Source organism: Pseudobutyrivibrio sp. LB2011 (assembly GCF_000701765.1).
In the GTDB taxonomy this organism is placed as follows: Bacteria; Bacillota; Clostridia; order Lachnospirales; family Lachnospiraceae; genus Pseudobutyrivibrio; species Pseudobutyrivibrio ruminis.
Genome location: NZ_JNJS01000004.1, coordinates 243,750 through 268,433, shown reverse-complemented (window position 1 = coordinate 268,433; position 24,684 = coordinate 243,750). Strand labels below are relative to the sequence as shown.

Sequence of the window (24,684 nt, the reverse complement as noted above, 5' to 3'; positions counted from 1 at the left end):
ATCCCCTTTTACTATGAATTATATATATCAATATCAAATAGCTTTTCTGACTTAGCTACAAGCAAAGTACCTGCCATATCGCCTGTTGTGTTGTTCATGGTGTCAAACATATCAACCAAAGGATTAACAGGTAATATCAGTCCAATTGCTTCTACTGGAACTCCAATTTGTCCAAGTAGAACACCGATACAAATTAGTGCTGAACCTGGTACTCCTGGTGCTGAAAATGATAATAGAATTATGGATAATGTCATAGACATAATCATTGGAGCTGTCACTTCCACACCGTATGCTCTTGCAAGGAATATTACAAAAGATGTGAGGAAGATACATGTGCCATCCATATTTACAGTAGCTCCCAAAGGAATTGAGAAGTTGCATACCTTTGGAGATATTCCAAGTTTTTCCTTGCAGATTCTCAAGTTAGTAGGCATAGCTGCCGAGCTTGAAGAAAGGGTTAAGCTTGTAACCATTCCTTCTTTGATATTTCCAAAAAACTTGAAAGGATTAAGATGTCCAATAACTAATACCAAAACTCCATATACACAAATCATTACAAATATGGTTCCCACTTGAACTAATGCTGCTGTCAACACAGATACCAGTGATGCTCCACCCATATCCACAATCATTAATGCGATTGAACAAAATACTGCGAATGGAATAGCTTTTGCAATCATTGTAGTAATTGTCAAAAACAGTGAGTTGCAGGCTTCAAATATATCCTTAAGTATAGTTGAGTACTCGCCAATCATTCCCACAGCTACACCAACTAAAAGCGCCAAAAACATAACCTGCAACGTATCAGCCTCAACAAATGGCTTTACAAAATTGGAAGGAACTATATTTACAAGGGCTGATATAAGTGAAAAATCCGCATCGCTAGTTTCAGCTACAACAGTAGTATCTTGAACAGTTTCTAATGCAAATCCCCACTCCCCTGCTTTGAATAACAAGGAAAATGTAAATCCCAAAGCCGTAGCAATAATTGTGGTAAATGTGTAGAAGCCCATTACCTTTGCTGCTAAACGTCCTAACTCTGCCAGATTCTTAAACTGAGAAATACAAGTAACCAACGAGAAGAACACAACCGGCGCGATGACTATTTTTATAGCGCTCATAAACATAGTCTTTATAGGCCTTAGAAGGTATGTGCAAAGGCCATCTCCAACAGCAGCTGGTATGACATCCTTTAAAAGCAATCCCACAACAAGTCCTAATACCATAGCAACGACTGTGTTGCGCACGGCAGTTTGCTCTGCCTTTACAACCACAATTCTTACTCTGTTCTCGCCATTCTTGTGAGTATATTTGAATTTTTCGCCGTAGGCTCTTAGGAGAATAGAACGAACAGCCTCCTCTTCATCCTCATCAGCTGCAGGCTCAAACTCCTGCCCCTTCATTTTCAGTTCAACACTCACATCTCCCAGGAAGCTGGTGATTTTGATTCTTAATACAGCATCTGGCGCTGCATTCTTAGCAAGCAATATAATTGTCTCTTCTGATAAAAGCTCTGCTCTTATAGCGTTGGCCTTGGAAACTTTTCTTTTTATAAGTGTATCTTTGATATACTTTAATGCCTTTTCTAAGTAGTCTTCTTCACTTGTTTTGATAATTATAGTATCTTTCATAGGAACCTCATCTTAGGCAAATCGCCATCTGTTTTTTCTGACTTATATAAAGCATATTTTCTAAGTTCATCTCTTTGTTGCTTATGCAGATTATCAAAGTATTCTTTCTCTCTCTTGGCGTTGGATGTAGGAATATCAGTAGCCTCCTCTTCCTGCTTCTTTATCATCAATTCCTCACTCAACTGATTGATCTGATGCTGCATTCGCATCATATTGGTAGCCATGTTTTTCATTATCTTTAAAATGTCATCACGGTTTTCCTGAATAAACTGACCCATCAATCCCTCTGTGACGCGCAACAATTTTACCGGTGAATACGTAATAATCGTATAAATCGCAGGTTTCCCAGTAAGAATTCCAAACTCACCAAAGCATGTCCCCGGTCCAATCATTCCTATCAGGATTTCATTCTCAGTTCCATATCCTGTGTACATTTCCGCATGGCCTGAGAGAATCTTATACATATCAAGATTAATCTCGCCCTCTTTAAGAATCATTGTTCCTTCAGGCACCTCATAAATCTTGTTTCTGTTGGTTATACTGTTTCCATCAAAAATATTTGCCATGTGCCACCTCTCATTTCCGCCTATTTATCCTTTGTAAAGCAGGCAAAGCTGAGTAATATCATCAAACTGCATTGCGTCTCCCATGTATTCAGTTATTTCTACCTGAACGCCTGCAAGTGTTTCCTGTGGCGTTTCATAATCATTCTTGTTAAGAGCTGCAAGAGCATTTTCCATTCCCCAGAATTCTTCTTTTTCATTTGTTGCCTCTGTAACACCATCCGTATATACGAAGAATGCATCACCTGGCTCCATTTTGAATTCGTAGTTCTTGTATTTAACGCCCTCCATAGCACCAATAGGAAGACCGTGCTTATCCTTTAAGTACTCATATTTTCCGCCAGCTTTTTTGATTGCTGGATATTCATGACCTGCATTTGTTGCAATAACATCTCCTGTAGTAACATCAAGTATTGCAAGCCATACAGTTACAAACATATCAGCTTCATTTCTTGCACATACCTGGTTATTTACGAATTCCAGAATCTCTGATGGAGTTCCACCCATCAACGCTCTATTCTGAATCATTGTCTTGGTGAGCATCATAAACATTGCAGCTGGAACACCTTTACCTGATACATCAGCGATTACCACTACCAGATGATTCTTATCCATAAAGAAGAAATCGAAGAAATCTCCACCTACCTCCTTTGCGGGAGTCATAGTTGCAAAGATATCGAACTCATTTCTATCCGGGAATGGTGGGAAAACATTTGGAAGCATAGCCTCTTGTATTTTTGTAGCAATACTTAGCTCCGCACCAATTCTTTCCTTTTCCGCAGTTATTTGGGTCACCTCTTGGATGTATTCCTTCATTCGCTTTGTCATGCTTTCAAAGCTCTCTGCCAAATCCTGGGTCTCATCATCAGTGGTCTCATCCCAGGTAAAATCTAGGTTGTCTCCTTTTATCTCAAGGACTTTGCTTGTCAGCTTATTCATTGGTCTAACAATACTTGTTGCCATATGTCCTGCACCGATAAATACAACAACTGCTGCAATAATTCCGATTATTACAAGGGAATAAAGCATTCTTAAAATATACTTAGTTAAAGTTATTTCCAGCTCATCATTTTCATTATTAACCTCTGTCAAAAGAGCATTTGTAGTACTAAACACTTCGCTTTCAGGAAGCATTACTATAAAGGTCCATCCAACGGTCTTCATAGGTGCGAAAGCTGCATAATACTTAACATCATTTAATGTAAAGTTTCTTACTCCTGTATTTCCGGCTACAGCTTCACTTACCATCCCAGCGAAACCAGGATTGGTATCACCTCTCATATCCGTATTTGCGTTTTCATCTGTTACAGTTAAAACACCTGTTATATCCGATGAGAATAATAGCTTGCCTTCATTATTGATAATCGCAGCAATACCGTTTTCACCTATTTCTGTAGAGGAAACCATTTCATCCAAATCATCCAGATACATTCCGGCACAGGCAACACCCATAAACTGGTCATCATAATAGATAGGCGAACCACACATCATACCTACTCTTTTTCCAGTGGATTCTCTAACGATATTTGTGAAATACGTTTTCTTTGCCTCTTTGGTTCCGATATACCAAGGTCTCTCAGAAGCTTCATAATTCAATGGATTTCCATTCTCGTCACATTTTGCAGCTGAGCTATAATCAGCCTCTATAAACAGTCCAGATTCTGTTGCATAATAGCAAGCTGCCATTGCTTTATTACCAGCATGAGCATCTAGTAAAGTCTGTCTGGCATTTCCCAAAAGTCCAGCTTCATCAATAATTGCTGAATCATTGATGTTTGTATTTGCGCTATATGTCATATGAAGAGATAATTCTCCGTTATTAGCAGGGTCAGGAGGATTTATCATATACCTGCCATAATTATCCGAGTTGGCATATAAATACTCAGCATCTGAAGCAAGTAATTCTACCGTATCTCTAAACTTTGCAAACTCCGCATCTGCAGTATTTGCCTGCCCTGTTGCAATGTCCTGCATATGAGCAGTGATTTCGTTCTCCATTGTTTCAGATGTAATACTGCTTATTTGGCTGCCCAGACTCTCGTTTCCATTATGGATTTCCTTCATCATTCCAACCATTCTCAGAATGATATTGACACCAAGAACAACCATAGTTAGAACTATCAGCAGTATCATTGCCTTTAGTATTTTTCCCCTTAATGATTTCTTCTTAATCTCTTTCATTTAACCCTCTTCCCTAAGACTTAATATCTTACGTATCAATGCTTTAGCGTTATCTGTAAGCTCCAATTCTTCTACGTTGAAACGTACATCACCTATATATTGCATAAACATCTGCTCTTTTTTATTACAAAGTGGACGCATTCCGGAAACAAAGAAACCTTCATCCATTAACACTCCTTGAGCCCAAACACTTTCTGGAGCTTCAATAGGAAGAATCAATTGCATTGTCCACAATTCTCCATGATATTTATTTTTTATTTCAACAATTTGCTCTTTGAAATCCACTCCGATTTCATTAACTCTGAGAATTACCTGCTGCTCTCTTGCATTGACCTTTATTTCTATGTCCGACTGAGGTATTTCTGGTTCAGCTTTATCTGTAAAAATCTGGTACTTAACACCCAGATTTTCGTAAATATACTGAGCTAGGCCCTTTGTTCTCTCATCAATGTAAACTCTTTTATTTTCTGGCTTTATCAGTGGCAATAGAAGAATGGCCTGAACGTATTTCTCATTGCTTCCCAAGTGAAAACTGTTATGCATTTTGGAGGTGATATAACTTCCAAAGTTAAAACCGATTGGCAGCATTCCTTCCTTTTCACACATAGACTGGGTAATCTTGTGAAAGGTAACAGCCGTTGCGTATATGCTGTAAAAGCTTTGTTTTCTAGCAATATCGTAGGTGTAATCCACCAGCTTTCTCGACAAGCCAAATCCCCTGTACTCCTTGAAAAAGATTTGGGATGCCCCTTCTACATATTCATCCTCTGGCTTATGACTTATCATAGATTGAAACCCGCAAAGCTTTTCCCCCTCCACTGCAACAAACAGATTCAGGTGGGGCATGTTCTTCCTCAAATAGTCTTCACTATAAAAGGCTCTGCGATAATAGCAATCACCGTACTCTTCCCTTATGCATGAAACGATGCCAGGTATATCCCCTTCTTCTGCCGGACGAAGTATATATTTTTCATCAATTATCATCGGGCTAGTTACCATCAACTATGTCCCTCCATAGTAACAATCACATTATTTAAACCAAACAGCTGGGTATAACGTATATCCGTTGCCATTTTGTCTACCATTCTCATTCCAAACAATTCTTCCGAATCAGAATCTATCTCTTCTTCATGTGCAAACCAGGTAACTGGATTAAACATTTCTCCACCACACCTGGTTCTAACAATAATCGTGTTTCGTAAAACCGATATCTTTACATCGATACCTGTGTAGTCCTCTTTAAGACAATGATTAGCCATTAATATGGATATCTCTTCCACAACCATAGGTATACGAATACCCTTGAAGCTAACCTTGTTATCTCGGCAAAAATCCTCTACCTTTTCAACAAGCACCATGTTGTCATCATATGTACCAGATGAAACTGCACTGAAAAATATCTCATCACTTCTCTTCGGAGTAAGAAGTATTGTTTTTAAATTATGATCCTTAGCTCTTTTATATTTGCTGTATCCCCACAAAATGGCAAAGTCGACAAACTCAACAAAGATAAACTCCACTCCATACCATGTGCTTGCATCAATTCTCAAATGTGCTGAAATCATTAGCACTACCAAAATGAAGCTGTGAAGCACTGTAAATGTCATGGCAGCTACATTTTCGCCTATAGCAGTGTAATAATAGATATATTCATTCATATAGGTAGCAGGAATAAGGCTGATAGCTACGAGCCTAATCATCAATGCAGCCTGGCCTATCAATTCAGGCTCGGTGATACCAAAGGCCCTTGCTACGTTTTCTGCAAAAATACAAAGGACGATTCCAAGGGAAATCATTACCACAGAAGAATTTTTCAAGGAGCCATTCATTACCTTCTTCTGTCCATCTGAATCATGCTCTCCATAAAGGACTCCCACCAGCGGATACATTGCCATTCCAAATCCAGTTACTGCTGCAGAGGCAAAATTTATAATTGCACAACCTATTGCAAGTACACTGACTCCATCTGTTCCTAAAAACCTAAGGACCAAACTATTCAGCCATATTGTTCTAAACACCTTGCAAAGATTGTTAAGTCCCGATGCTGAACCAGCATAAAGTGCACTACCTGTAATTGGCACAATATCCTTTTTCTCCAGCTTGACCATATGAATATTACTTTTCTTGGAAAATATAAAAGCCAAGCCAATAAAATCGGCTATCATCATGGATAAAACATTACCCATTGCCACTCCAGTAAGGCCAAATCCCAATGATAAAAGCACATATACTAAAATTAAATCTAGGACGCCCATTAAACTAAATATCCACATAGAATATTTAGCTCGTCCATCTATTCTTAGAAAATTAAAGGGGAAATACATTAAGGTATTAAAAATGCCACCAACAAGAACTACTTTTCCATAATCAACACTCATCATATAAAGTTCATTGTCAAACCCAAGAAATGACATGAACCAACGTAAATTGATTAAACAAATAGCGCTGATAATTGTTGGTATGATTATAGATAGGCCCAAAGCTACCTTTTCATATTTGCCAGCCATTTCATAATCATGTTTGCCAAGTGCAACCGCAGCCTTAGACGCAGCGCCTACACTGACAAGGCATCCAATCATGGCATACAGAAATGTAAAAGACGATAGAATATTCATTGCTGCCAAAGCAGATTTTCCAAGGAATCTGCCAGCTAGCAATGTATTTCCAAATGTAGAAATTGTCACACCAAGAACAGCAACGATTGTTGCCATCTCGTGCTTTATAAGTGTATTCTGTACATATTTGCCATCAGCAATACTATTTTTCATACCCCAACCCGTTTGTCTCTATAGACAAAATCCCACACCCAATTTAGGATGTGGGAATCAAAAACTTAGTTACTCAATTGTAAGAATATCAGAGAAACCTGTTACATCGAAGATTTCCATCACTTCCTCAGATACATTAGTAATTGTCATCTTTCCTTGCTTATTCATTGTCTTCTGCGAAGAAAGAAGAACTCTAAGGCCTGCACTGGAAATGTACTCTAATTTTGAAAAATCAAATGTTAGCTCTGTAACACCACTAATATCTCCATTAACAGCTTCTTCAAGCTGTGGTGCTGTAGAAGTATCAAGTCTTCCCTCTAAAGCAAATGCTAAACTTGCACCCTCTTTTGTTTTGTTAATGTTCAACATACTTACTCCTCCTTCAATTTATAAACGATAGTCATCTGAACTCTGTTATTTTTAACTCCAACAATTACATCATCCGCAATGCTTGCTACAATAGATTTTTCCAACTCATCCCAAGCATGCATCATTCCTTCATTAGAGTCTTTGTTTTGTTGTAATGCTTTACGATAATCCTCCATTGACCACATAAATCCTGTGGTTGCTATTGGATTGGTGGCTGCAGATACATCAGTATAAACACCTAAGCCACCGAAATTCACGCTTACGCCGTTGTATTCCTGATTCAGCTTCATTACACCTTCGTAATTAAGAATTCCGGTTTCGATTACATCCTTCAGCTTACCCATAAATCCATGAGCCAGCTCATTGTTACCAGATGAAGACATTGATAAAATGTCGTACTTCTTATCTGCATTCATTTGTGTGTTACCAACAATCTTGATTGCACACTCTGATTTGTATTTCTCTATCCAGAGAAGCGCTGTGAAATCTCCGGTCATTGCATCGAACATTCCAATTGTCTCTTCTAAAAGAAGCTTAACTCTAAGAGTATCCTTCTTTTTAAGCTCCAATGCTCCAACGCAATTATCAACTCTGTTATACGCCTCTGCCAGCTTATCTGAATCCGAGGTAAGAAGTATTTGAGCTGATGTTGTAAGAGGTTTTTGAACTCCTATACGGCTAATTGATTCAGTGAAGTCCTTGGTGATAATCATAAGAACGTGATTGTCCTTAACCCCCACCTGAATATCATCCGCCAGGTTTGCTAAAACGGATCTTTCCAAATTGCCCCAGGCATCCTCAGAGTATTTATCTTGAGCCCTCTTTTGTAAAAGCTCCGCCTCATATTCCGCTAAAGACCATGTAGGTGCTTTTGGCTTAATAAAGAACTCTCTTAAATTATCAAAAAAAGTTCTATCTGCACTATTTGTACCTGTTGAGGAAACAGATAAGAATTCCTCCTGCTTATTTGCATCCATATTGCTTTCTAATTGCAAGCATATATGGGAAATTCTTGCTGTACCTTCAAACCATAACTCAACTGTTGATGAATCATTAGCAATTGATTTTACTAACCTGATAGCCTCCTCTGCTAAAAGAGAAAACCTTGAGGCATTTTTGCCAGTGATATTTAGTCTGAATAGATAATCCTCAAGAATGTCTTCTACTCTATCGAAATGCTCTTGTAAATTAGTAATTCGAATGTGTTCAGACTGCATTCTTTACTCCCCTTTCTCTTTATTTAGTCAATTATTAGTATAACCTTTTTCTCCGCTAAATAGCCTACTTTCACAGTTTTTTCATTAAAGTTAGGATGTTTTTTCCATCTTTATTTTGGTATGTAACATCATCCATACTTTTCTTCACCATATAGATACCCAAGCCACCTATTTCACGGTCTTCTGCTGCCAATGTGATATCTGGATCAGGCTTCTCAAGTGGATTGTATGGCATTCCTTGATCTTCAAAAGTAAGAAATACCTTTCCATCTTCCGAATCTACAGTCAGCCTCATTGGACCTGTCCCAGTGTCAGGAATAGTCTTTCCATTTTCATCAAGCTTCGCATATGCGTAATGGGCAATATTTACATATATTTCTTCCAATGCAATAGTAAGCTGCATTATATCTTTTATACCGCAGCCCAATTCCTCCAGCTGCTCTTCTACAAATGCAGTTATCTCATCCAGCTTATCTACTGTGGCTTCACATTCAAAAATTTTTTTCATATATCACTTACCCCAAAAGTGCGATTCGAGTTTACTGTATCTACTATTATTGCACATCCTTTACATTATGTGTTCCTTTTCAAAATACTTTCACAATCATTTCATTTTCTTGGGTTTGTAACTCTTATTTTCTGCTACTCTTTCATTATATCTGTTAAGTGAAAATACATGTCTATCATTTTCCACTTAAAATTTGAAAGCGCGCTTAAGTGAATATCAATTTTTTTCAAAAAAACTTATATTTTTCTAGATGAGTTAAGTGAAATATGGATATCATATTATTCACTTAATAAAAATCTAAGTGAAATATCTAATACAGAAATATAAACTTAACTCACCATCTTTTTGGGTGATTATAATCAGGAAAAAGTAAGTTTTTTTCAAATTAAAAAATATCCACTTAACTGCTATTAGCAGTTTTAAGTGGATATTTGAGAATTCATTTTTCACTTAACTTTTGATTAAGTTTATTTCTAAAAAACTTGATATAAACTTAAGTACTTAACAGAAGCCCTAGAATATCAGGTTACAACATTATTTTGACTATAAAAACTCTTAAATTCTGAGAATTTCTAGATTTCCTCGCTACCCTTCAGTTCCTTGATGCGACCAAGTATCTGCTTTTCATTGAATGTGAAGAAGATACAAGCTCCAATGAAGCAAGTAACAAATGCGATAGCTGCTGTCATACGGTAGCTTCCCTTTGTCTGGGCAACTGTTACCGATGTAAATACTACCATTGCAATAGCCTGACCCATCTTGAATGCAAATGTACGGGCTGCAAAGAACATACCGCTTCTGTCCTCTCCAGTTTCAAGACGTGTAAGCTCAGCAACATCGGCAACACATGCCTGTGGAAGAATTCCAAGGATTGCCATTGGGATAGATGCTGCAACAGCAATAATGAAGCCCCACTGTAATCCCTTGCCACAGAATGTTGTTACAAGGAATACACATGCGTATGCAAAGAATCCAAGGATAATAAGCTGCTTCTTGCCAATTTTCTTAGCTAAGATGTTTACTGCTGGATAGAGGCAAACGCTGATGAATGTCATTGTTGCAGTAAGGACAAATGTCCATGTATCTTCGATTTCCATAAGCTGTGTCTCGTAGAATGCAAGACCTGTCTGGAATAATGTAAGTGCAAAGAAATAAATAACATCACTGTATACGAAGTGTCTGAACTGTACATTAGAGAATGTCTTAACAAGTGATGAAAATGGCTTTGTCTCACTTGGTTTGCTTTCGATGTAGTCTCGTTCATTGATATAAAATGCTGGAATGAGCATTGCAATACAAGCTATAGCTGCCATGATTGCAACTGACATTCTGATGGAACCAGCCTGTCCAAAGCTTCCCTCCAAAGCTCCCGCAACGTTTGGAAGTAAGAATGAAATAGACTGACCTACAATAAATGTAAATGAAATGTATGTTGATACGTTTATACGATGCTGCTGTGTGTCACCTAGCTCTGCAATAAGAGCGTTGTAAGGTGTGCAGAACATTGTCATAAAAAGATAGAACACCATTAAAAGTACAAACAGCACTACGTCATTTACGACTACGTTACTTGTTTGTGGAAGCACAAAAAGACCAATAGTACATAGAGCAAATGGAACTGCCATGGCTCTCATAAATGGAATACGTCTGCCGCCCTTATAGTCAGCTCCATCTGACCAGCCAGCAATAAGTGGATCTGTGATTGCATCGAAAATTCGACCGCAGGCAAGCACAAGACCAAACAATGTTAATTTGAAAAGAATTGGATTTTGAGTGATTCCAGATGCAAAAAGACCTGTGTTAGGATTCTGTGCACTTGGTGTACCTGTGTAGTAGTAAACCATCCAGTTAGATACCACACCAGATAGAAGACTCCATCCAAACTGCCCTAATGCAAAGATCCACAAGAGTTTGTTAGTAATAGGTTTGAGTTGTTTCATTATTCAATTATCCCCCTTTATATTTATACCCAAGTAAGATTATATACCCTTTTTTCAGCAAATTAAAGGGTTAGCCACATGGCTAACCCTTAACAAATCTACAATAAATTTTCCATCGCATCCCAATCGAAACGCTTAAGAGCTTTCTCTAGCTCTTCAAATTTTTTATGGTCCTTATTTGGAAGCTTATACTGGCGAACTTCAGAAATAACCATTTCGGCTCCGTCATAATCCATCTGCTGCACCAGCTCAGATAAAGCTTCATATGCACCACTAAGCTCATCTAAATCAATATCTGGCTTTTCTTCTTCATCCGCCTTTTCTTCCTCTGCCAACCTTGCCAGCTTTTCTTTATAGGCTCTATAATCTGTCAGAAGCTTCTTCGTATTTCCGTTAATGAAATCGATATCATTTTTCTTTCCAGCTTCCTCAAGTCTTTCAGCCAGAGCAGATAATTCTGGTGCACCTACTATTCTTGCAGATGACTTTAGGGCATGAACCTTTACAGTATAAAGCTTGATATCGTTGGCATTGTATGCCTCTTCGATGGTATCTGCATTATAATCAATCGTTCCATAGAAATCTTTTATGGAAATGGTATAAACAGACACACCACCGGAATTTATGATACCTTCATCTGTATTAAGCCCATCCACTTCCTTGAGCCATTGCAGATTATCTGGTAAATCTGTAGGCTCGTTAGCTACCATATCTGTGGCAGGCTTTTCAATAATTTTGTCTCCCAGATGCTGCATAAGTGTCTTTTCCATAACAGCCGAATCAATCGGTTTTGAAAGATATCCCATAAAACCATGGGATTTATAAAACTCATCTGCATCAGCCATATTGTTTGCAGTAAGTGCATACACTGGCAAATCCGGGAAGCGTTCCTTGATAATTGCGTTGGTTTCAATACCATCCATATCCGGCATCATATGGTCTAACAGGACCACATCAAACTTCTTTTTATCAAGAATTTCAAGACACTCCGGGCCACTGGAGGCTGTTGTGATTTTAATCTGCGTTGGACGAAGCAGTCCCTTGAATACATTTAGATTCATTGGACTATCATCAACAACTAAAAGCTCTCCATCTGGAGCTATAAACTGTGGAGCGTAGAAACCTGGTGGCGCTGCATCCTCTCGCTCCTTAAACTCGCCTATAGGAGTTGAATCAATAATCTGCTGGCGGAATGTGAAAATAAATTCTGAGCCTTCACCATACACACTTTCACACCACAGGTTGCCACCCATCAGCTCGCTAAATCTACGAGATATATCAAGGCCAAGGCCTGTGCCCTGAATACCGCTGTTACGCTTTTCATCAAGTCTTTCATAGGCGGTAAATAGCTTATCCAAATCCTCTTCTCTAACGCCTATACCGGTATCCTTTACAGAGATTCTCACATCACAGTACTCTTCAGTTATATCAGTTACCAATACCTTTAAGGTGAAACCACCTTTTTCCGTGTATTTAACAGCATTTGTAAGAAGATTCAAGGTAATCTGTTTTATCTTTCCAGCATCGCCATATAAAATTGTAGGAAGCTTTTCATCTACCTCCACATTAAAGCTCAAATCCTTCTGATCACTTCGCACTCTAATCATTGTAATGATAGAACGAAGCTGGTCCGCTGGCTCATAATCCTGTTCCACCAAATGCATCTTGCCTGATTCAATTTTAGAAATATCAAGAATCTCATTAATCAGGCTAAGCAATGATTCCGATGCTGTTCTAATGTCCATGGCACTATTGATGACAGACATTAGATACTGACGTGGCACACCCTCAGGATTTTCTCTTAGAATAATTTCATCCATGCCCATGATTGTATTGATAGGGGTACGGATTTCATGTGAAATATTTGCAAGGAAGCGTGATTTTGCAGAATTTGCACGCTCTGCCTCATCCCTGGCTGCTTCGATTTCATGGTACTGCCTTCTGATAACAGTCCAGGTCATTATACGCCAAACAACAAATCCACCAAGCACTAAGGTCAATATAGTCATCAACACTCTGATTATAGTTAACTCAAAAAATCTTGGTTCCTTGACTATTTTGTACTGGTCATCAATCAAAACTTCCTTTGTGATACTATCCAGTATTTGAATGTGAAGAGTATAGTGGCCGTACCTAAGTTCTGTAAACTCTAATGTTGGCAAAGCATCCCTGTATACCATAATTCCTTTGTCGATACTTCCCTCCAGATATACCTTTACCAGAGGATTTGTCATGGTGTAATCAAGTACTGCAGGATGAATAGTGATACGGCCCTTTGTGGCTGGAAGAGTATATGTACCATCCTCATTTGGCATCAAAAACTCGTCATCAGATTTTATCTCTGTAATACCAGTCTTTATTACCACATCACCGGTAGTATCAGCATTGATATTATATACTGATACACCGCTCATTCCTGAAATATACAGGTTTCCGTCTTCATCGATGTCGCTATATGCCTGAGTGACAGGCATGCTGGTTAGTCCATTGGCAAAAGTATATAGCTTGTAGGACTGCACATTATCCTCTAGCATTTCAGTAGCTTCAACCCAATACAAGCCATTAGTAGCTAGAATCCACAATCCTCCATGATCATCGAAATAGATACTATCATTATTGCTGTATGGGAATGTGGTCACTGCTGTTATCTCACCATCCTTCATATATTCCATGGAATTTGAAGTGATTATCCAATAAACCTGACGTTGATCATCCCATTTAATTTTTACTATTACATCACTGGTAAGTCCCTTATCCTTGCCTATTTTTTCAATGTATCTATCTTTAATAACGTAGATTCCGTCTCCGTCAGTGGCTGCATAAATCTCCCCATCCTGTCCTTCTTCTACATCCAAAATAACAGTATTTTTTATGCCACTTTCACTATCAATAACATCCGTCACATGACTGTTCTTGATAATGGCAATTCCTCCATTTGTGCCAGCAACAATACTTCCATCTGACATTTGGTTAATACATCGGATTTCATTACTAGGCATACCTTCTTCTGTTGTAAAGCTTGTAATTGTACCATCAACGCTATATTTAACCAGGCCTTCTTCTGTAGCAAAGGTTGCAATCCAAAGATTGTTCTTATCATCTTTAATAATGCAACGGACCTTTGCATTTCCAATATATTCCGTGAGCTCATTTTCCGTAGGAGTTTGGAAATCCTTTAGAATCCTTAAGCCTTCGCTGGTTCCAATATACAAAGAATTTTCGTAGACACATGTGGTATTTACCGCTTCAGCCATTAAACCAGAGCGTTCAGTAATGTTGGTAAAATAATTCAGCACCAACTTCATAACGCCCTGTTTTGAAGACGCTATCCAAAGATTGCCCTGGTAGTCACATGTAAGCATTTCAATTCCACTAGTAACAGGAATATCTTTCACAAGATTAAAATTTAGATTTTCATCCACATATCCAAGCTGAGTTTCGGACGCTATCCACATTCTTCCACAGGCATATTCAATCCACTTAATTGTATTAAGTGGACTTACATTTATTTCTAGCATGTCCTGAAATTTGGCCCCAAAATCCCCGTAATAGAGCTTGTCGGATTTTGTGCCAATGAATACCTTCCCCTGATTATCAGGGTCAGCCACTATGTTTGTGATATTTAAGTTGCCAATTTCATCCCCGTTAAAGAAGGCCGAAATCTGGCACTTATCAATAGAAAAGATTTCACCAGACTTGGCATAACCATACACAGTCCCTCCAAAGCCTGTTGTCATCTTCAAGATTCGTTTTGTATTAAGTCTATCGTCATCAAGATGACATAGATTATTCTCAGTATCGTAATAAGCGATACCCTCAGTTGTACCTATGAAAATATTGCCAGCATCATCCTCTGCAAAAGTACGTATAGACGAAGATGGCAAACCATCATCGGTAGTTAAATGTACAGATTCATAGTCTAGATCAAAATAAACTACACCATTGTCATTTGTTCCAAACCAGATTCTTCCCTGTGAATCTTCAAATAAAGCTCTGCCGCTAGTCAGTCCTTCTGTAGAGGTGAATCGGGTAAAATCAGAACCATCGTATCTGATGATACCACTGTAACCACCAATCCAAATATAACCGTCACTAGAAGCCAAAATATAATTTGCCTCAGAAGTAGGTAGCCCATTTGTGGCATCGTACATTACAGCAGAATATCCCACTCCGCTTAGCTGATTAGATGCGGCATAGCCACCACCCATCTGAACCTTTTCTGACTGTGACACATCAGTCTTAGCTACAGCTGTCCCTACAGCTATATAGCCAAGAAAACCTACTAATGCAACAGCTAATACACCCCTCAAAATTTTTTTACTAATCATAGTCTTTAGATAGTTATTCTTTTGGCACGAAGAATAATTTGAGTTTGCTAAGCAACTCATCCTTTCCTATAGTCTTCAGGAAGTACCCCTCTGGCTTGAGAGCTACTACCGCCATAACACTATCCTTATCATCCCTGCCAGTTAAAAACATAACCGGAATGTCCCTTGTATCATCATCTGCCCTAAGCATTTCAAGAACCTGTGGGCCGTCAGTTACAGGCATCTCGTAATCCAGTAAAATCAAATCCACCTTATTGGCCCCTAGCCACTTGATAGCTCTAAGGCCTGATGTGGCCATTGAAACCTTGTAAGTATCCTTCAACCACTCGCGAACCAAATTCATATAGTTTGGATCATCATCCACAATCAGAATGCTCTTTTTAAGCGCACCTGTGGATGCCTTCATGTAGTAGTTATTAACCACATCAATGTATTTTTCATAATCAAGAGGCCTTGGTAGAATATCGCATATAAATTCCTTTGGTATTCCCTTTGCGACCTCGCTTGTATCGTTAGGCTCACCGATTAAAACAATTTCCATATCCTTATCAGACATTTTATCAACAAGGAAGCGTTCCACTTCCTCATCAAGCCTTTCATCTGGCTCCATATAAAAAGTAATCAGTGATACACCATCAAGATTGTCGTTTATCTCATTTAACTTTGTCACCACAAAGTTTGCATTTATTCTTGCATCTGCCAATTTTTTTAATAATACCCTGATAATAAAGGATTCCTTTTGACCAATTATCAGTACCTTTTCATCCTGCCCCATACATATCCTCCACTTTTTATTTGTCCTTTAAAAGATCTTCCATCTTATCCCAATCAAAAGTTCTAAGTGCCTTTTCAATATCTGCTACCAACACTGCTTCTTCCTTTGGTAGACGATATTCGTGCACTTGTTCAAGCACCATCTCTATTGAATCGTAATCCATTTGTGGAGCTAATTCTTTTATTGCCTGGTATGCTTCCTGCAATTCTGAGTCAGAAATTAATTCCTTATCACTATCATCCTCTACTTCAATTAAATTTTCCAGCTTTTCTTTAAATTTTCTATATTCTTTTAGTAATTTTTCACTATTGTTTTGAATAAACTCCACATTTCCAGTCTTGCCCGCATCCTCCAGCTCTTTTGCAAGATTAGAAAGATTCATCGCTCCTATTATTCTTGCTGTACTCTTAAGTGCGTGAACTTTAACAGTAAAGAATTTTAAATCTTTTTCATCAAAGGCCTTTTTGATAGTGTTTGCATTTTCTTCAAGGGTGTCTACAAACATCTTTAATGCGTCAACAAAGCCTTCTCCACTTCCGCTGTATCTGATTCCGTCTTCCACAGAAATGCCTTCCACATCGTTAATCCAATCGTACTCATCTGGAAGTTCCATCTCTTGAACTGGTAAATCAGCCTCATCTACATCCATTACCACGCTGTTTGGTAAAAACTCTCTGATGGTTTTCTCCAATGTTTCGCCATCAACTGGTTTAGGAAGATATCCATCGAAGCCCTTGGAGGTGTAGAACTCGTCACCATTTGAAATATAGTTTGCAGTAAGTGCAATAACTGGAAGCTTTTTATGCTTCTCCCTTATCTTGGCAACAGTTTCAAGACCATCCATGCCCGGCATCATGTGATCCAAAAGCACTATATCGTAGTTTGCCTCTTCGATTTTCTGTAAACATTCCTCACCAGAGGCAGCTGTTACGATATACATCTTTGTGGCTGATAAAAGTCCTTTGATAACTGAAAGATTCATCGGATTATCATCAACTACAAGTGCACTAACATCTGGCGCAATGAATCTAGGAATATATGCACCCTTTGTTGGAGCTTCATCATAGCTTTCAAAATCTCCAATAATTGTATTTTCAACAACCTTTTGGCTTATTTCAAATGAAAATACCGTGCCATGGCCATATTCACTGGTGCAATCGATTTTGCCACCCATCATCTCAGCAAAATGTCGTGAAATATCAAGTCCCAAGCCAGAGCCCTTGATGTTACTGTTCTTAACCACATCAAGAAGCTCAAATGCTGAAAACAAATCCTCCAGCTCCTCTGGACGCATTCCGATACCAGTATCTTTAACAGTAAATCTGATTTTACAGTCTTCCTGCTTTCTCTCTAAAAGCTCCACCTGAAAATCGATATGCCCCTCTTCAGTATTCTTTACAGCATTGGTCAAAATATTAATAACTATCTGCTTGATTTTATTAACATCACCAAATACCTTTTCAGGAAGGTTTTTATCTACATCCACATTGAAATCTATTTCCTTAGCTTCACATTTTGGTCGAATCATTGCTACAAAGTTTTTCAGAAGCTCATTCAAATCATACTCATGCTCATCAATGTGCATGCTGCCTGATTCGATTTGAGAAATATCCAAAATATCATTTACAAGAATAAGTAGCGATTCCGAAGCTGCCTGTATGTCCTTTGCATATCCAATAACATTTTTATAATAGTCCTGTGGAACATCTGTGGCATCCTCACGAAGAATCATTTCGTCCATACCCATGATAGTATTAATAGGTGTACGTATTTCATGGGAGATATTTGCAAGGAATCTGGACTTTGCAGTGTTTGCTTCCTCTGCTCTAATCTTCGCCTCATTTAATTCATTAAGGTTTTTAATTTCAAAGAAATATAAAAGGACAACCATTCCCACAAGTGTGATATTTATGAGGGACAGTCCGTAAAAAAATATCTGCAATACAGTTGCCACATAAGGCATGGCGCCGAACAAAAATACCGGTATAAACTCATTTCTTCTAAGTGACTTACGGTAAGCAATAATTGAATACAACTGAGTAGTCAGCATTAAAAACGGCATAACATAACTAAGTATGTAGCCACTTCCTCGCTGATATCTATTCATCTCATCAAAGGTGTAATACAGTCCCGTAAACTGAGAGACAATGAGCATTAACATGCCTGATGTAAAAAATATCTCATTAAAGTATAACTGCATTGGCACCCTATTTAACTTATCTGGTCCTCTATACAAATCTATCAAATAAAGATTAAATGAATGGGATGCAGCAAGAGAAAACATATACACACAAAAATTGCTTATTCTCACCATGTAATAGCCTAGCTCACTCACATCTCCTCGATAGATATAAGCGCACCTATCGAACAAAAGCAGCAACATAGCAACTGTCTGCATGTATAAAAGTATTCGTCTTCTTGTTGGTGTCATTGTTCTAGTGAAAGCTGTAAGAATCATCAAAACTCCGCAAGCTCCACTAAAAAACAACATTACACTTAATTGTATTCTTTGTAAAAATTCCATTATCTTGTCCCCTGAAGTAACTCTTCGTCTTTGATACTAATATGTTTCTATTGGGCTACTTCGTTTAATTCCATTACCACATGGTCGCTAAGGTGTTTTCTAATAATTTTTTCTAAAGCTATGCCATCCACCGGCTTAGTAACATATCCATTGAAGCCCCTTGATGTATAGTAATCATCACCTTCAGGCATTGAATTAGCTGTAAAGGCGTAAACTGGTAAATCAGGATACTTTTCTCTAATCTTTGCAACTGTTTCAATTCCATCCATACCAGGCATTAAATGATCAAGAAATACTACATCGTATTCACCATATTTTAGCTTCTCTAAGCACTCCTCACCTGATACGGCTGTTGTCACAAATACTTTTGTTTCCTTCAATAAGCCTTTTACAACAGTAAGGTTCATTTTGTTGTCATCTACTATCAAAACAGATGCGTCCGGTGCTACAAAAAGTGGTGCATAAGGGCCTCTCATTGCCTCGGCAACTTCTTCGTTAAACTCACCAATTGGTGTTTCATCCACGATTTCCTGTTCAATAATAAATTTGAACTCAGAACCTTCACCGTAGACGCTTTCACAGGTAAGTGAACCATTCATCAGCTCTGCAAATTGTTTTGATATATCCAGGCCCAGACCTGTACCCTGAATTTCTGTGTTTCTTTCCTCATCCAGGCGCTCAAAGGCAGAAAACAGCTTGTCGATATCTTCTGCTTTTACACCAATTCCAGTATCCTTAACAGAAAACAGAATCTTACACTTGCCCATTGTCTGCTCCAGAACTGCAATCTTTAATGTAAATCCACCTTCCTCTGTATACTTAACAGCATTGGTAAGAAGATTTAATACTACCTGCTTAATCTTTCCAAAGTCACCATAAAGCTTAGAAGGTAAATTTTCATCAATATCCAAATCAAAGCTTAATCCCTTTTGGTCACTTCTAATGCGAATCATTTTGACCATGCCGCGGATTTGTTCTTCTGTGCGATATTCCTGTTCAACAAGATGCATCTTTCCAGACTCTATCTTTGACAGATCCAAAATATCATTGATAAGACTAAGCAATGTCTCAGCTGCAGAACGAATATCCAACGCATAATTAACTATGGACATATAGTAATTCTTTGAAGCCCCATCTCCATTTTCACGAAGAATCATCTCATCCATACCTAAAATAGTATTAATAGGTGTTCTTATTTCATGAGACATATTTGCCAAGAATCTTGATTTTGCACTGTTTGCTCTTTCGGCTTCTTCCTTGGCTGCCTGGATTTCCTTATACTGCTTGCGAATAACAGTGTTTGTCATGATTCGCCATACCAGAAGTGCAACCAACAAAGCTATTACTGCGCCTATTAAAACTCGCACTATCACAAGTTCAAATACATGTGGTTTCTTTTCTATCGTATATACGGAATCCTGGTATACTCTTTGTGTGTTATCATCAATAATCTGTAGATGAAGGGTGTATGTTCCATAGCTAAGACTTGTATATTCCAGTGCTCCAAGTTCGCTTTGATAATCAGCGATACCTGATTTTGAATCCCCCTCCAGGTAGATTCGTACAAGTGGGTCTGACAAGGTATAGTTCAGGATAGCTGGCTTCATAAAAATTCGGCCGGCATCTGCAGGAATAGTGTATACTCCGTTTTTATCTGGCTCTACCTCTATGCCATCGTACTCAATTTCTTTTAGGCTTATTTTTATTTCACTAGTCTGTCTATAGAACTTGTCTATGTTTACGGAATTTACCCCTGAACGTCCTGCGATATAAAGATTGCCATTCTCATCAATTGCACTAAAAGCATTAGCAGTTGGTATACTTGTAAGCCCAGTTGATGAATTATACAAAGCATACTCTACAATGTTATCTTCTAACATAGACTTAGTGTCCACGCAGAAAATGCCATATGAAGACAATACCCAGTAGTTATCATTATCATCAGCAACAATATCGAAATTGTTGTTATATGGGAAGGTCTTTACGTTATAAATCTCCCCATCTTGGATATACTGAATAGAATTGGATGTAATTATCCAATCAACGCCATGAGCTTCATCATTCTTTACACGAAGAATAACGTCTGATGTGAGACCAGCATCTCTGTCTAGCTTACTAAGTTGTCCATCTGAATAGCAGAACAGACCGCCACCATCTGTGCCAATGTAAATTGTTCCATCAGCACTTTCTTCCACTGTAAGGCACACCTCATTTTCAAGACCGTCAGCTGCGGTAATAGTTTTTACCACCTGACCATTCTTGATAAATGCTGCTCCATCGTTTGTACCAACCAGTATTGTTCCATCCTTGGCAATAGTTGTACATCTAATACCATCACTAATAAAACCATTTTCCTGATTGTAAAATGTCATCTGCCCATTTTCTGAATAACAGATAAGACCAAAGCCATTGTTATATGTTGATATCCACAGATTGTTTTTATCATCAACTGTAAGACATCTTATACGGGTATCTGCTAATAATTCTGTAAGCTCATTCTCTATGGCCTTGTACTTTTTATTAACAATATTTAGCCCTTTATCTGTACCTATATATACATCTTCACCGTACAAACATGTGGCATTAACAACTTGATTTTCCAAGCCTGCTAAATCAGTAATGTTTTGGAAGTTTGTTGTGACAATTTTTGCAACACCCTGTCTTGTAGATGCAATCCACAAGTTTCCTTGATAATCAGAGGTAACCATTTCTATTCCACTACTTATAGGAATGTTTTGTGGAACATGGAAATTGTTTTTTGCATCTAAATATCCCACCTGGTCATCGCTTATTACCCACAACCTTTTACAGACATAAGTAATATTAGCTATCCTTGTAACATAATTGGATAAATCGATAGACTGTAAATCAGAGAAATCATCAGAAAGACTTCCATGATAAAGAACTCCAGTATCACTTCCTATGTAAAATTCATCTTCTGCTTCACTATCTGGATAGATTGTAGAAACTGTGCCTTCTATTATATCTGTACTTAAATAAAAATTTGTGACGGAATCGTTATTTATTACAAAAACATCTCCATCTCTTGTATTTCCAACGATTCTGTCCTTAGAATCGGTATAGAGTCGAGTAATATATTCGTCTTTTAATCTATCATCATCTAACTCAACCACATTTAGTTCTTCATCAATTAAGCATATTCCTCCCGTGGTTCCCACAAAAATATCACCATGAGAATCTTCTGCAAAGCTCCTGATAGATGATGAAGGAAGACCTTCTTTATATGTAATTGGGATATGGTCCTCGCCGTCGATAATTACAATACCATTATCGTTTGTGCCAACCCAAATTCGCCCCTTGCTATCTTCAAAAAGTGCTTTTCCATTTGTCAAACCATCTGAAGAATCAAGTCTTTCAAATGTGGTGCCATCATATTTTATAATTCCACCATAGCTACCAATCCATATATATCCATCACTTGCTGCCAAAATGTAGTTTGCATCGGAAGTAGGAAGGCCATTAGTTGCATCGTATAGTTTTGTAGCATAACCTACATCCCTTAACTGATGTGAAACCGCATAACCTCCGCCATTTTTCTCCAAATTTTCCGTAGCTGAAGAAGATCCATCTACATTTGAATCCTTTGCATAGCTATATGATGTTTGATATAAAGCTGTGACTGATAAAAGCGTTGCCGATGCCATAACTAACGCCAGCATCTTCCCTGCATTTCTTTTTTTCATTTACTCTGCCCCCTAAAGCTGCAAATCAAAAACTATTCCTGGTACTTCTTTAGTACTCTTCTGACTTCTTTTTCAGCTTCTACGAATACTTCAACACATTTTGGATCAAAATGTGTTCCTGAATCCTTCACTATAATATCCATGGCCTTTTCAAAAGGCATTGGATCTTTGTAAACTCTTCTTGCTGTCAATGCATCAAATACATCTGCTACTGCCATTATTCTTGCAGAAAGAGGAATAACCTCTCCCTTCAATCCCTCAGGATACCCTGAACCATCCCACTTCTCATGATGATAGGCAGCCATATTTCTGGCTTCCTTCAAATAACTTTCACCCTTAACTGTACTGATAGCCTTTTCCATAATTGCCTTTCCAGCAGTTGTATGGGTCTTCATAATTTCATATTCTTCGTCTGTAAGCTTTCCAGGCTTATTTAATACAGCATCCGGAATATTGATTTTTCCTATATCGTGCAAAGGTGCTGACATTTCCACATCGGCAATAAATTTTGGTGTAAGTTTCTTTGAATAGTATCCCTTCTTCTTCAATCCTGCCAAAATTATCTTTACATAATCAGCAGTTTTTTGAATGTGATAACCAGTATCAGAGTCACGGTTTTCCACCAAGTCCGCCATGGTTATAATCAAACCTGTCTGCATCTGGTTAATAGCCTTTGCCTGCTGTCTTACATCCTTCATCTTTTCAGATGTGCTCTCTGTCATAGTGCAAAGGGTTCGATAAAGGTTTTCTATTTCATCCCCTGTATGAATATCAAGGGCTTTTATCTTTCGTACGTTTTCTTCAAGTGCTGTCTGATTGTCATCATCAGACATGAAATCATTGGTACATGCAGCCATACTATTTATTGGGTATACCAAGAAATATCTGGATAGCCACATACCATAAGCTAATATCAAAAGGAAGAATCCTGAGAAAATCAATACAACCTTTATTACATAGCCTTTGAAATAGTCAGAAACATAGTCCATCTTTACATCGGCGCAGGCATAGCAAACTGTGTTTCCACTAAAATCCTTAACTGGATAATACTTCGTCACAACCCAACCAGATTTTTCATTCGATTCTATTGGGGCTATTTCTTCTCCAGCAAACAGAGCTGGTAAATACTCTTCAAAAGCCTCCTCAAAAGGAACTATTTCACCTGGTGCATATGGCTCCTCTGTATCTGTTGCCAAATCAAATATGAACTGACAACCATCCTCACGAATACGTACCACATAAAGATACTCTACGCCTTCAAAGTTTGATCTTATGTCATAAAGAGCATTTTCGATTTCAATATAATCTCCAACTTCGTGGCCTTTTTTTGCATAAGCATCTAGTCTATCAGTATTTATTACATTGGATGCCATTTTTGCAGCACCTGTAGCATTGGCGATATATCTATCCTTTGCATTTGTATAGAACAAGTGCATGCTTATTACGCCCATAATGATTGTCATTGTAAATGCTGCCATTACAAGCATTCTTGAAACACGCTTTTGAAGCTTTCCTCCATTTTTCTTGGAAGAAAGCTTAATACGCTTCAGCTCTACAGGAGTAAGTGGGCGCTGTTGCCAGCCAATATCCCATATTCCATCCAGATTCTTTTCTGGTATGAACTTCAATACCAGAAATACTATCCAGACAGAGATGCCTTTATCAACAATATTCAAGCATGTATTTACAAGGAAAAACCAAACATAGAAATTCAGACCAAAATGGGTAGCCATATACTCTGATAGATGGCTAACTTCTACATACTGAGGCTGGCCCAACAGTAAAAACTGAATGATAGCACCCAGCCCGCCTGATATTAAAGCCAATATCAGTATGAATACAAAGTACATGTATTTCTTTTTAAAATATTTTCTGTGTACGAAAACTGCTGTGACTCCAGCCATAAGAACGCTTAGGATAGCGTAATAGATGGCAAAAGGATTATATAGGCTGCAGATAAGATTTGTAAAAACTGCAACCAAAAATCCAGGCAGCATGCCGCATACAGCGGCAACACCAATTGTACCTATACTATCAAAGTACATAGGTAGCTCTGCCTTGTATGAAAGAAATGACAGGGCGAAGTTCAGGAATACTCCTCCAAACATCGCCACATAATTTAAGATTACACTTCGTTCAACCTTTTTTTTCATCACTCTGTCCCCTTATGCGTAGT

Annotated in this window: 14 protein-coding genes; all 14 read right to left on the bottom strand. The window is 38.1% G+C overall.

From position 1 onward, the window contains the following. Positions 1 to 11: 11 nt before the first annotated feature. A complete protein-coding gene (locus T375_RS08635; RefSeq protein ID WP_044937361.1) occupies positions 12 to 1,631 on the bottom strand; it encodes a dicarboxylate/amino acid:cation symporter in 1,620 nt (539 codons plus the stop codon). Then, positions 1,628 to 2,197, bottom strand: a complete 570-nt coding sequence (locus tag T375_RS08630; protein WP_044937357.1) for a Crp/Fnr family transcriptional regulator — start codon at positions 2,195 to 2,197, stop codon at positions 1,628 to 1,630. Before T375_RS08630 ends, T375_RS08635 begins: the two co-directional genes overlap by 4 nt. A 24-nt stretch (positions 2,198 to 2,221) precedes the next feature. Beyond that, positions 2,222 to 4,375, bottom strand: coding sequence for a SpoIIE family protein phosphatase (locus T375_RS13275; protein ID WP_049960368.1), 2,154 nt, complete (start codon positions 4,373 to 4,375; stop codon positions 2,222 to 2,224). After that, on the bottom strand, positions 4,376 to 5,374 hold the full coding sequence (locus T375_RS08620; protein WP_044937354.1) for a GNAT family N-acetyltransferase: 999 nt from the start codon (positions 5,372 to 5,374) through the stop codon (positions 4,376 to 4,378). After that, entirely contained in the window at positions 5,374 to 7,143 is a 1,770-nt protein-coding gene (locus T375_RS08615; RefSeq protein ID WP_044937352.1) for an MATE family efflux transporter, read from the bottom strand. The genes T375_RS08620 and T375_RS08615 overlap by 1 nt, the downstream gene beginning before the upstream one ends. 69 nt (positions 7,144 to 7,212) lie before the next feature. Next, positions 7,213 to 7,509 (bottom strand): STAS domain-containing protein, encoded by a 297-nt coding sequence (locus T375_RS08610; protein WP_044937552.1) that lies wholly within the window; start codon positions 7,507 to 7,509, stop codon positions 7,213 to 7,215. 5 nt (positions 7,510 to 7,514) lie between these two features. Continuing rightward, on the bottom strand, positions 7,515 to 8,729 hold the full coding sequence (locus T375_RS08605) for a hypothetical protein (protein WP_044937347.1): 1,215 nt from the start codon (positions 8,727 to 8,729) through the stop codon (positions 7,515 to 7,517). A 70-nt stretch (positions 8,730 to 8,799) separates the two neighbouring features. Next, positions 8,800 to 9,237, bottom strand: a complete 438-nt coding sequence (locus T375_RS08600; RefSeq protein ID WP_044937344.1) for an ATP-binding protein — start codon at positions 9,235 to 9,237, stop codon at positions 8,800 to 8,802. Positions 9,238 to 9,809: 572 nt separating this feature from the next. Next, positions 9,810 to 11,177 carry an MFS transporter gene (locus tag T375_RS08595; protein ID WP_044937339.1) on the bottom strand — a complete coding sequence of 456 codons (1,368 nt, stop codon included), beginning with the start codon at positions 11,175 to 11,177 and terminating at the stop codon, positions 9,810 to 9,812. 98 nt (positions 11,178 to 11,275) lie between these two features. Next, positions 11,276 to 15,505, bottom strand: coding sequence for a hybrid sensor histidine kinase/response regulator (locus T375_RS08590; RefSeq protein ID WP_044937549.1), 4,230 nt, complete (start codon positions 15,503 to 15,505; stop codon positions 11,276 to 11,278). A gap of 13 nt (positions 15,506 to 15,518) precedes the next feature. Further along, entirely contained in the window at positions 15,519 to 16,280 is a 762-nt protein-coding gene (locus tag T375_RS13270) for a response regulator (RefSeq protein WP_049960367.1), read from the bottom strand. Positions 16,281 to 16,296: 16 nt separating this feature from the next. Beyond that, entirely contained in the window at positions 16,297 to 18,804 is a 2,508-nt protein-coding gene (locus tag T375_RS08580) for a response regulator (RefSeq protein WP_049960366.1), read from the bottom strand. 47 nt (positions 18,805 to 18,851) lie between these two features. Beyond that, entirely contained in the window at positions 18,852 to 22,508 is a 3,657-nt protein-coding gene (locus tag T375_RS08575) for a hybrid sensor histidine kinase/response regulator (RefSeq protein WP_049960365.1), read from the bottom strand. Between the two features lie 32 nt (positions 22,509 to 22,540). After that, positions 22,541 to 24,661, bottom strand: a complete 2,121-nt coding sequence (locus T375_RS08570) for an HD domain-containing phosphohydrolase (RefSeq protein ID WP_044937336.1) — start codon at positions 24,659 to 24,661, stop codon at positions 22,541 to 22,543. Positions 24,662 to 24,684: the final 23 nt, after the last annotated feature.

Bases quoted from the DNA above. Each gene is read 5' to 3' on its own strand.
- T375_RS08635 (WP_044937361.1), bottom strand. From the start codon at position 1,631: ATGAAAGATACTATAATTATCAAAACAAGTGAAGAAGACTACTTAGAA.
- T375_RS08630 (WP_044937357.1), bottom strand. From the start codon at position 2,197: ATGGCAAATATTTTTGATGGAAACAGTATAACCAACAGAAACAAGATT.
- T375_RS13275 (WP_049960368.1), bottom strand. From the start codon at position 4,375: ATGAAAGAGATTAAGAAGAAATCATTAAGGGGAAAAATACTAAAGGCA.
- T375_RS08620 (WP_044937354.1), bottom strand. From the start codon at position 5,374: ATGGTAACTAGCCCGATGATAATTGATGAAAAATATATACTTCGTCCG.
- T375_RS08615 (WP_044937352.1), bottom strand. From the start codon at position 7,143: ATGAAAAATAGTATTGCTGATGGCAAATATGTACAGAATACACTTATA.
- T375_RS08605 (WP_044937347.1), bottom strand. From the start codon at position 8,729: ATGCAGTCTGAACACATTCGAATTACTAATTTACAAGAGCATTTCGAT.
- T375_RS08600 (WP_044937344.1), bottom strand. From the start codon at position 9,237: ATGAAAAAAATTTTTGAATGTGAAGCCACAGTAGATAAGCTGGATGAG.
- T375_RS08595 (WP_044937339.1), bottom strand. From the start codon at position 11,177: ATGAAACAACTCAAACCTATTACTAACAAACTCTTGTGGATCTTTGCA.
- T375_RS08590 (WP_044937549.1), bottom strand. From the start codon at position 15,505: ATGATTAGTAAAAAAATTTTGAGGGGTGTATTAGCTGTTGCATTAGTA.
- T375_RS13270 (WP_049960367.1), bottom strand. From the start codon at position 16,280: ATGGGGCAGGATGAAAAGGTACTGATAATTGGTCAAAAGGAATCCTTT.
- T375_RS08580 (WP_049960366.1), bottom strand. From the start codon at position 18,804: ATGGAATTTTTACAAAGAATACAATTAAGTGTAATGTTGTTTTTTAGT.
- T375_RS08575 (WP_049960365.1), bottom strand. From the start codon at position 22,508: ATGAAAAAAAGAAATGCAGGGAAGATGCTGGCGTTAGTTATGGCATCG.
- T375_RS08570 (WP_044937336.1), bottom strand. From the start codon at position 24,661: ATGAAAAAAAAGGTTGAACGAAGTGTAATCTTAAATTATGTGGCGATG.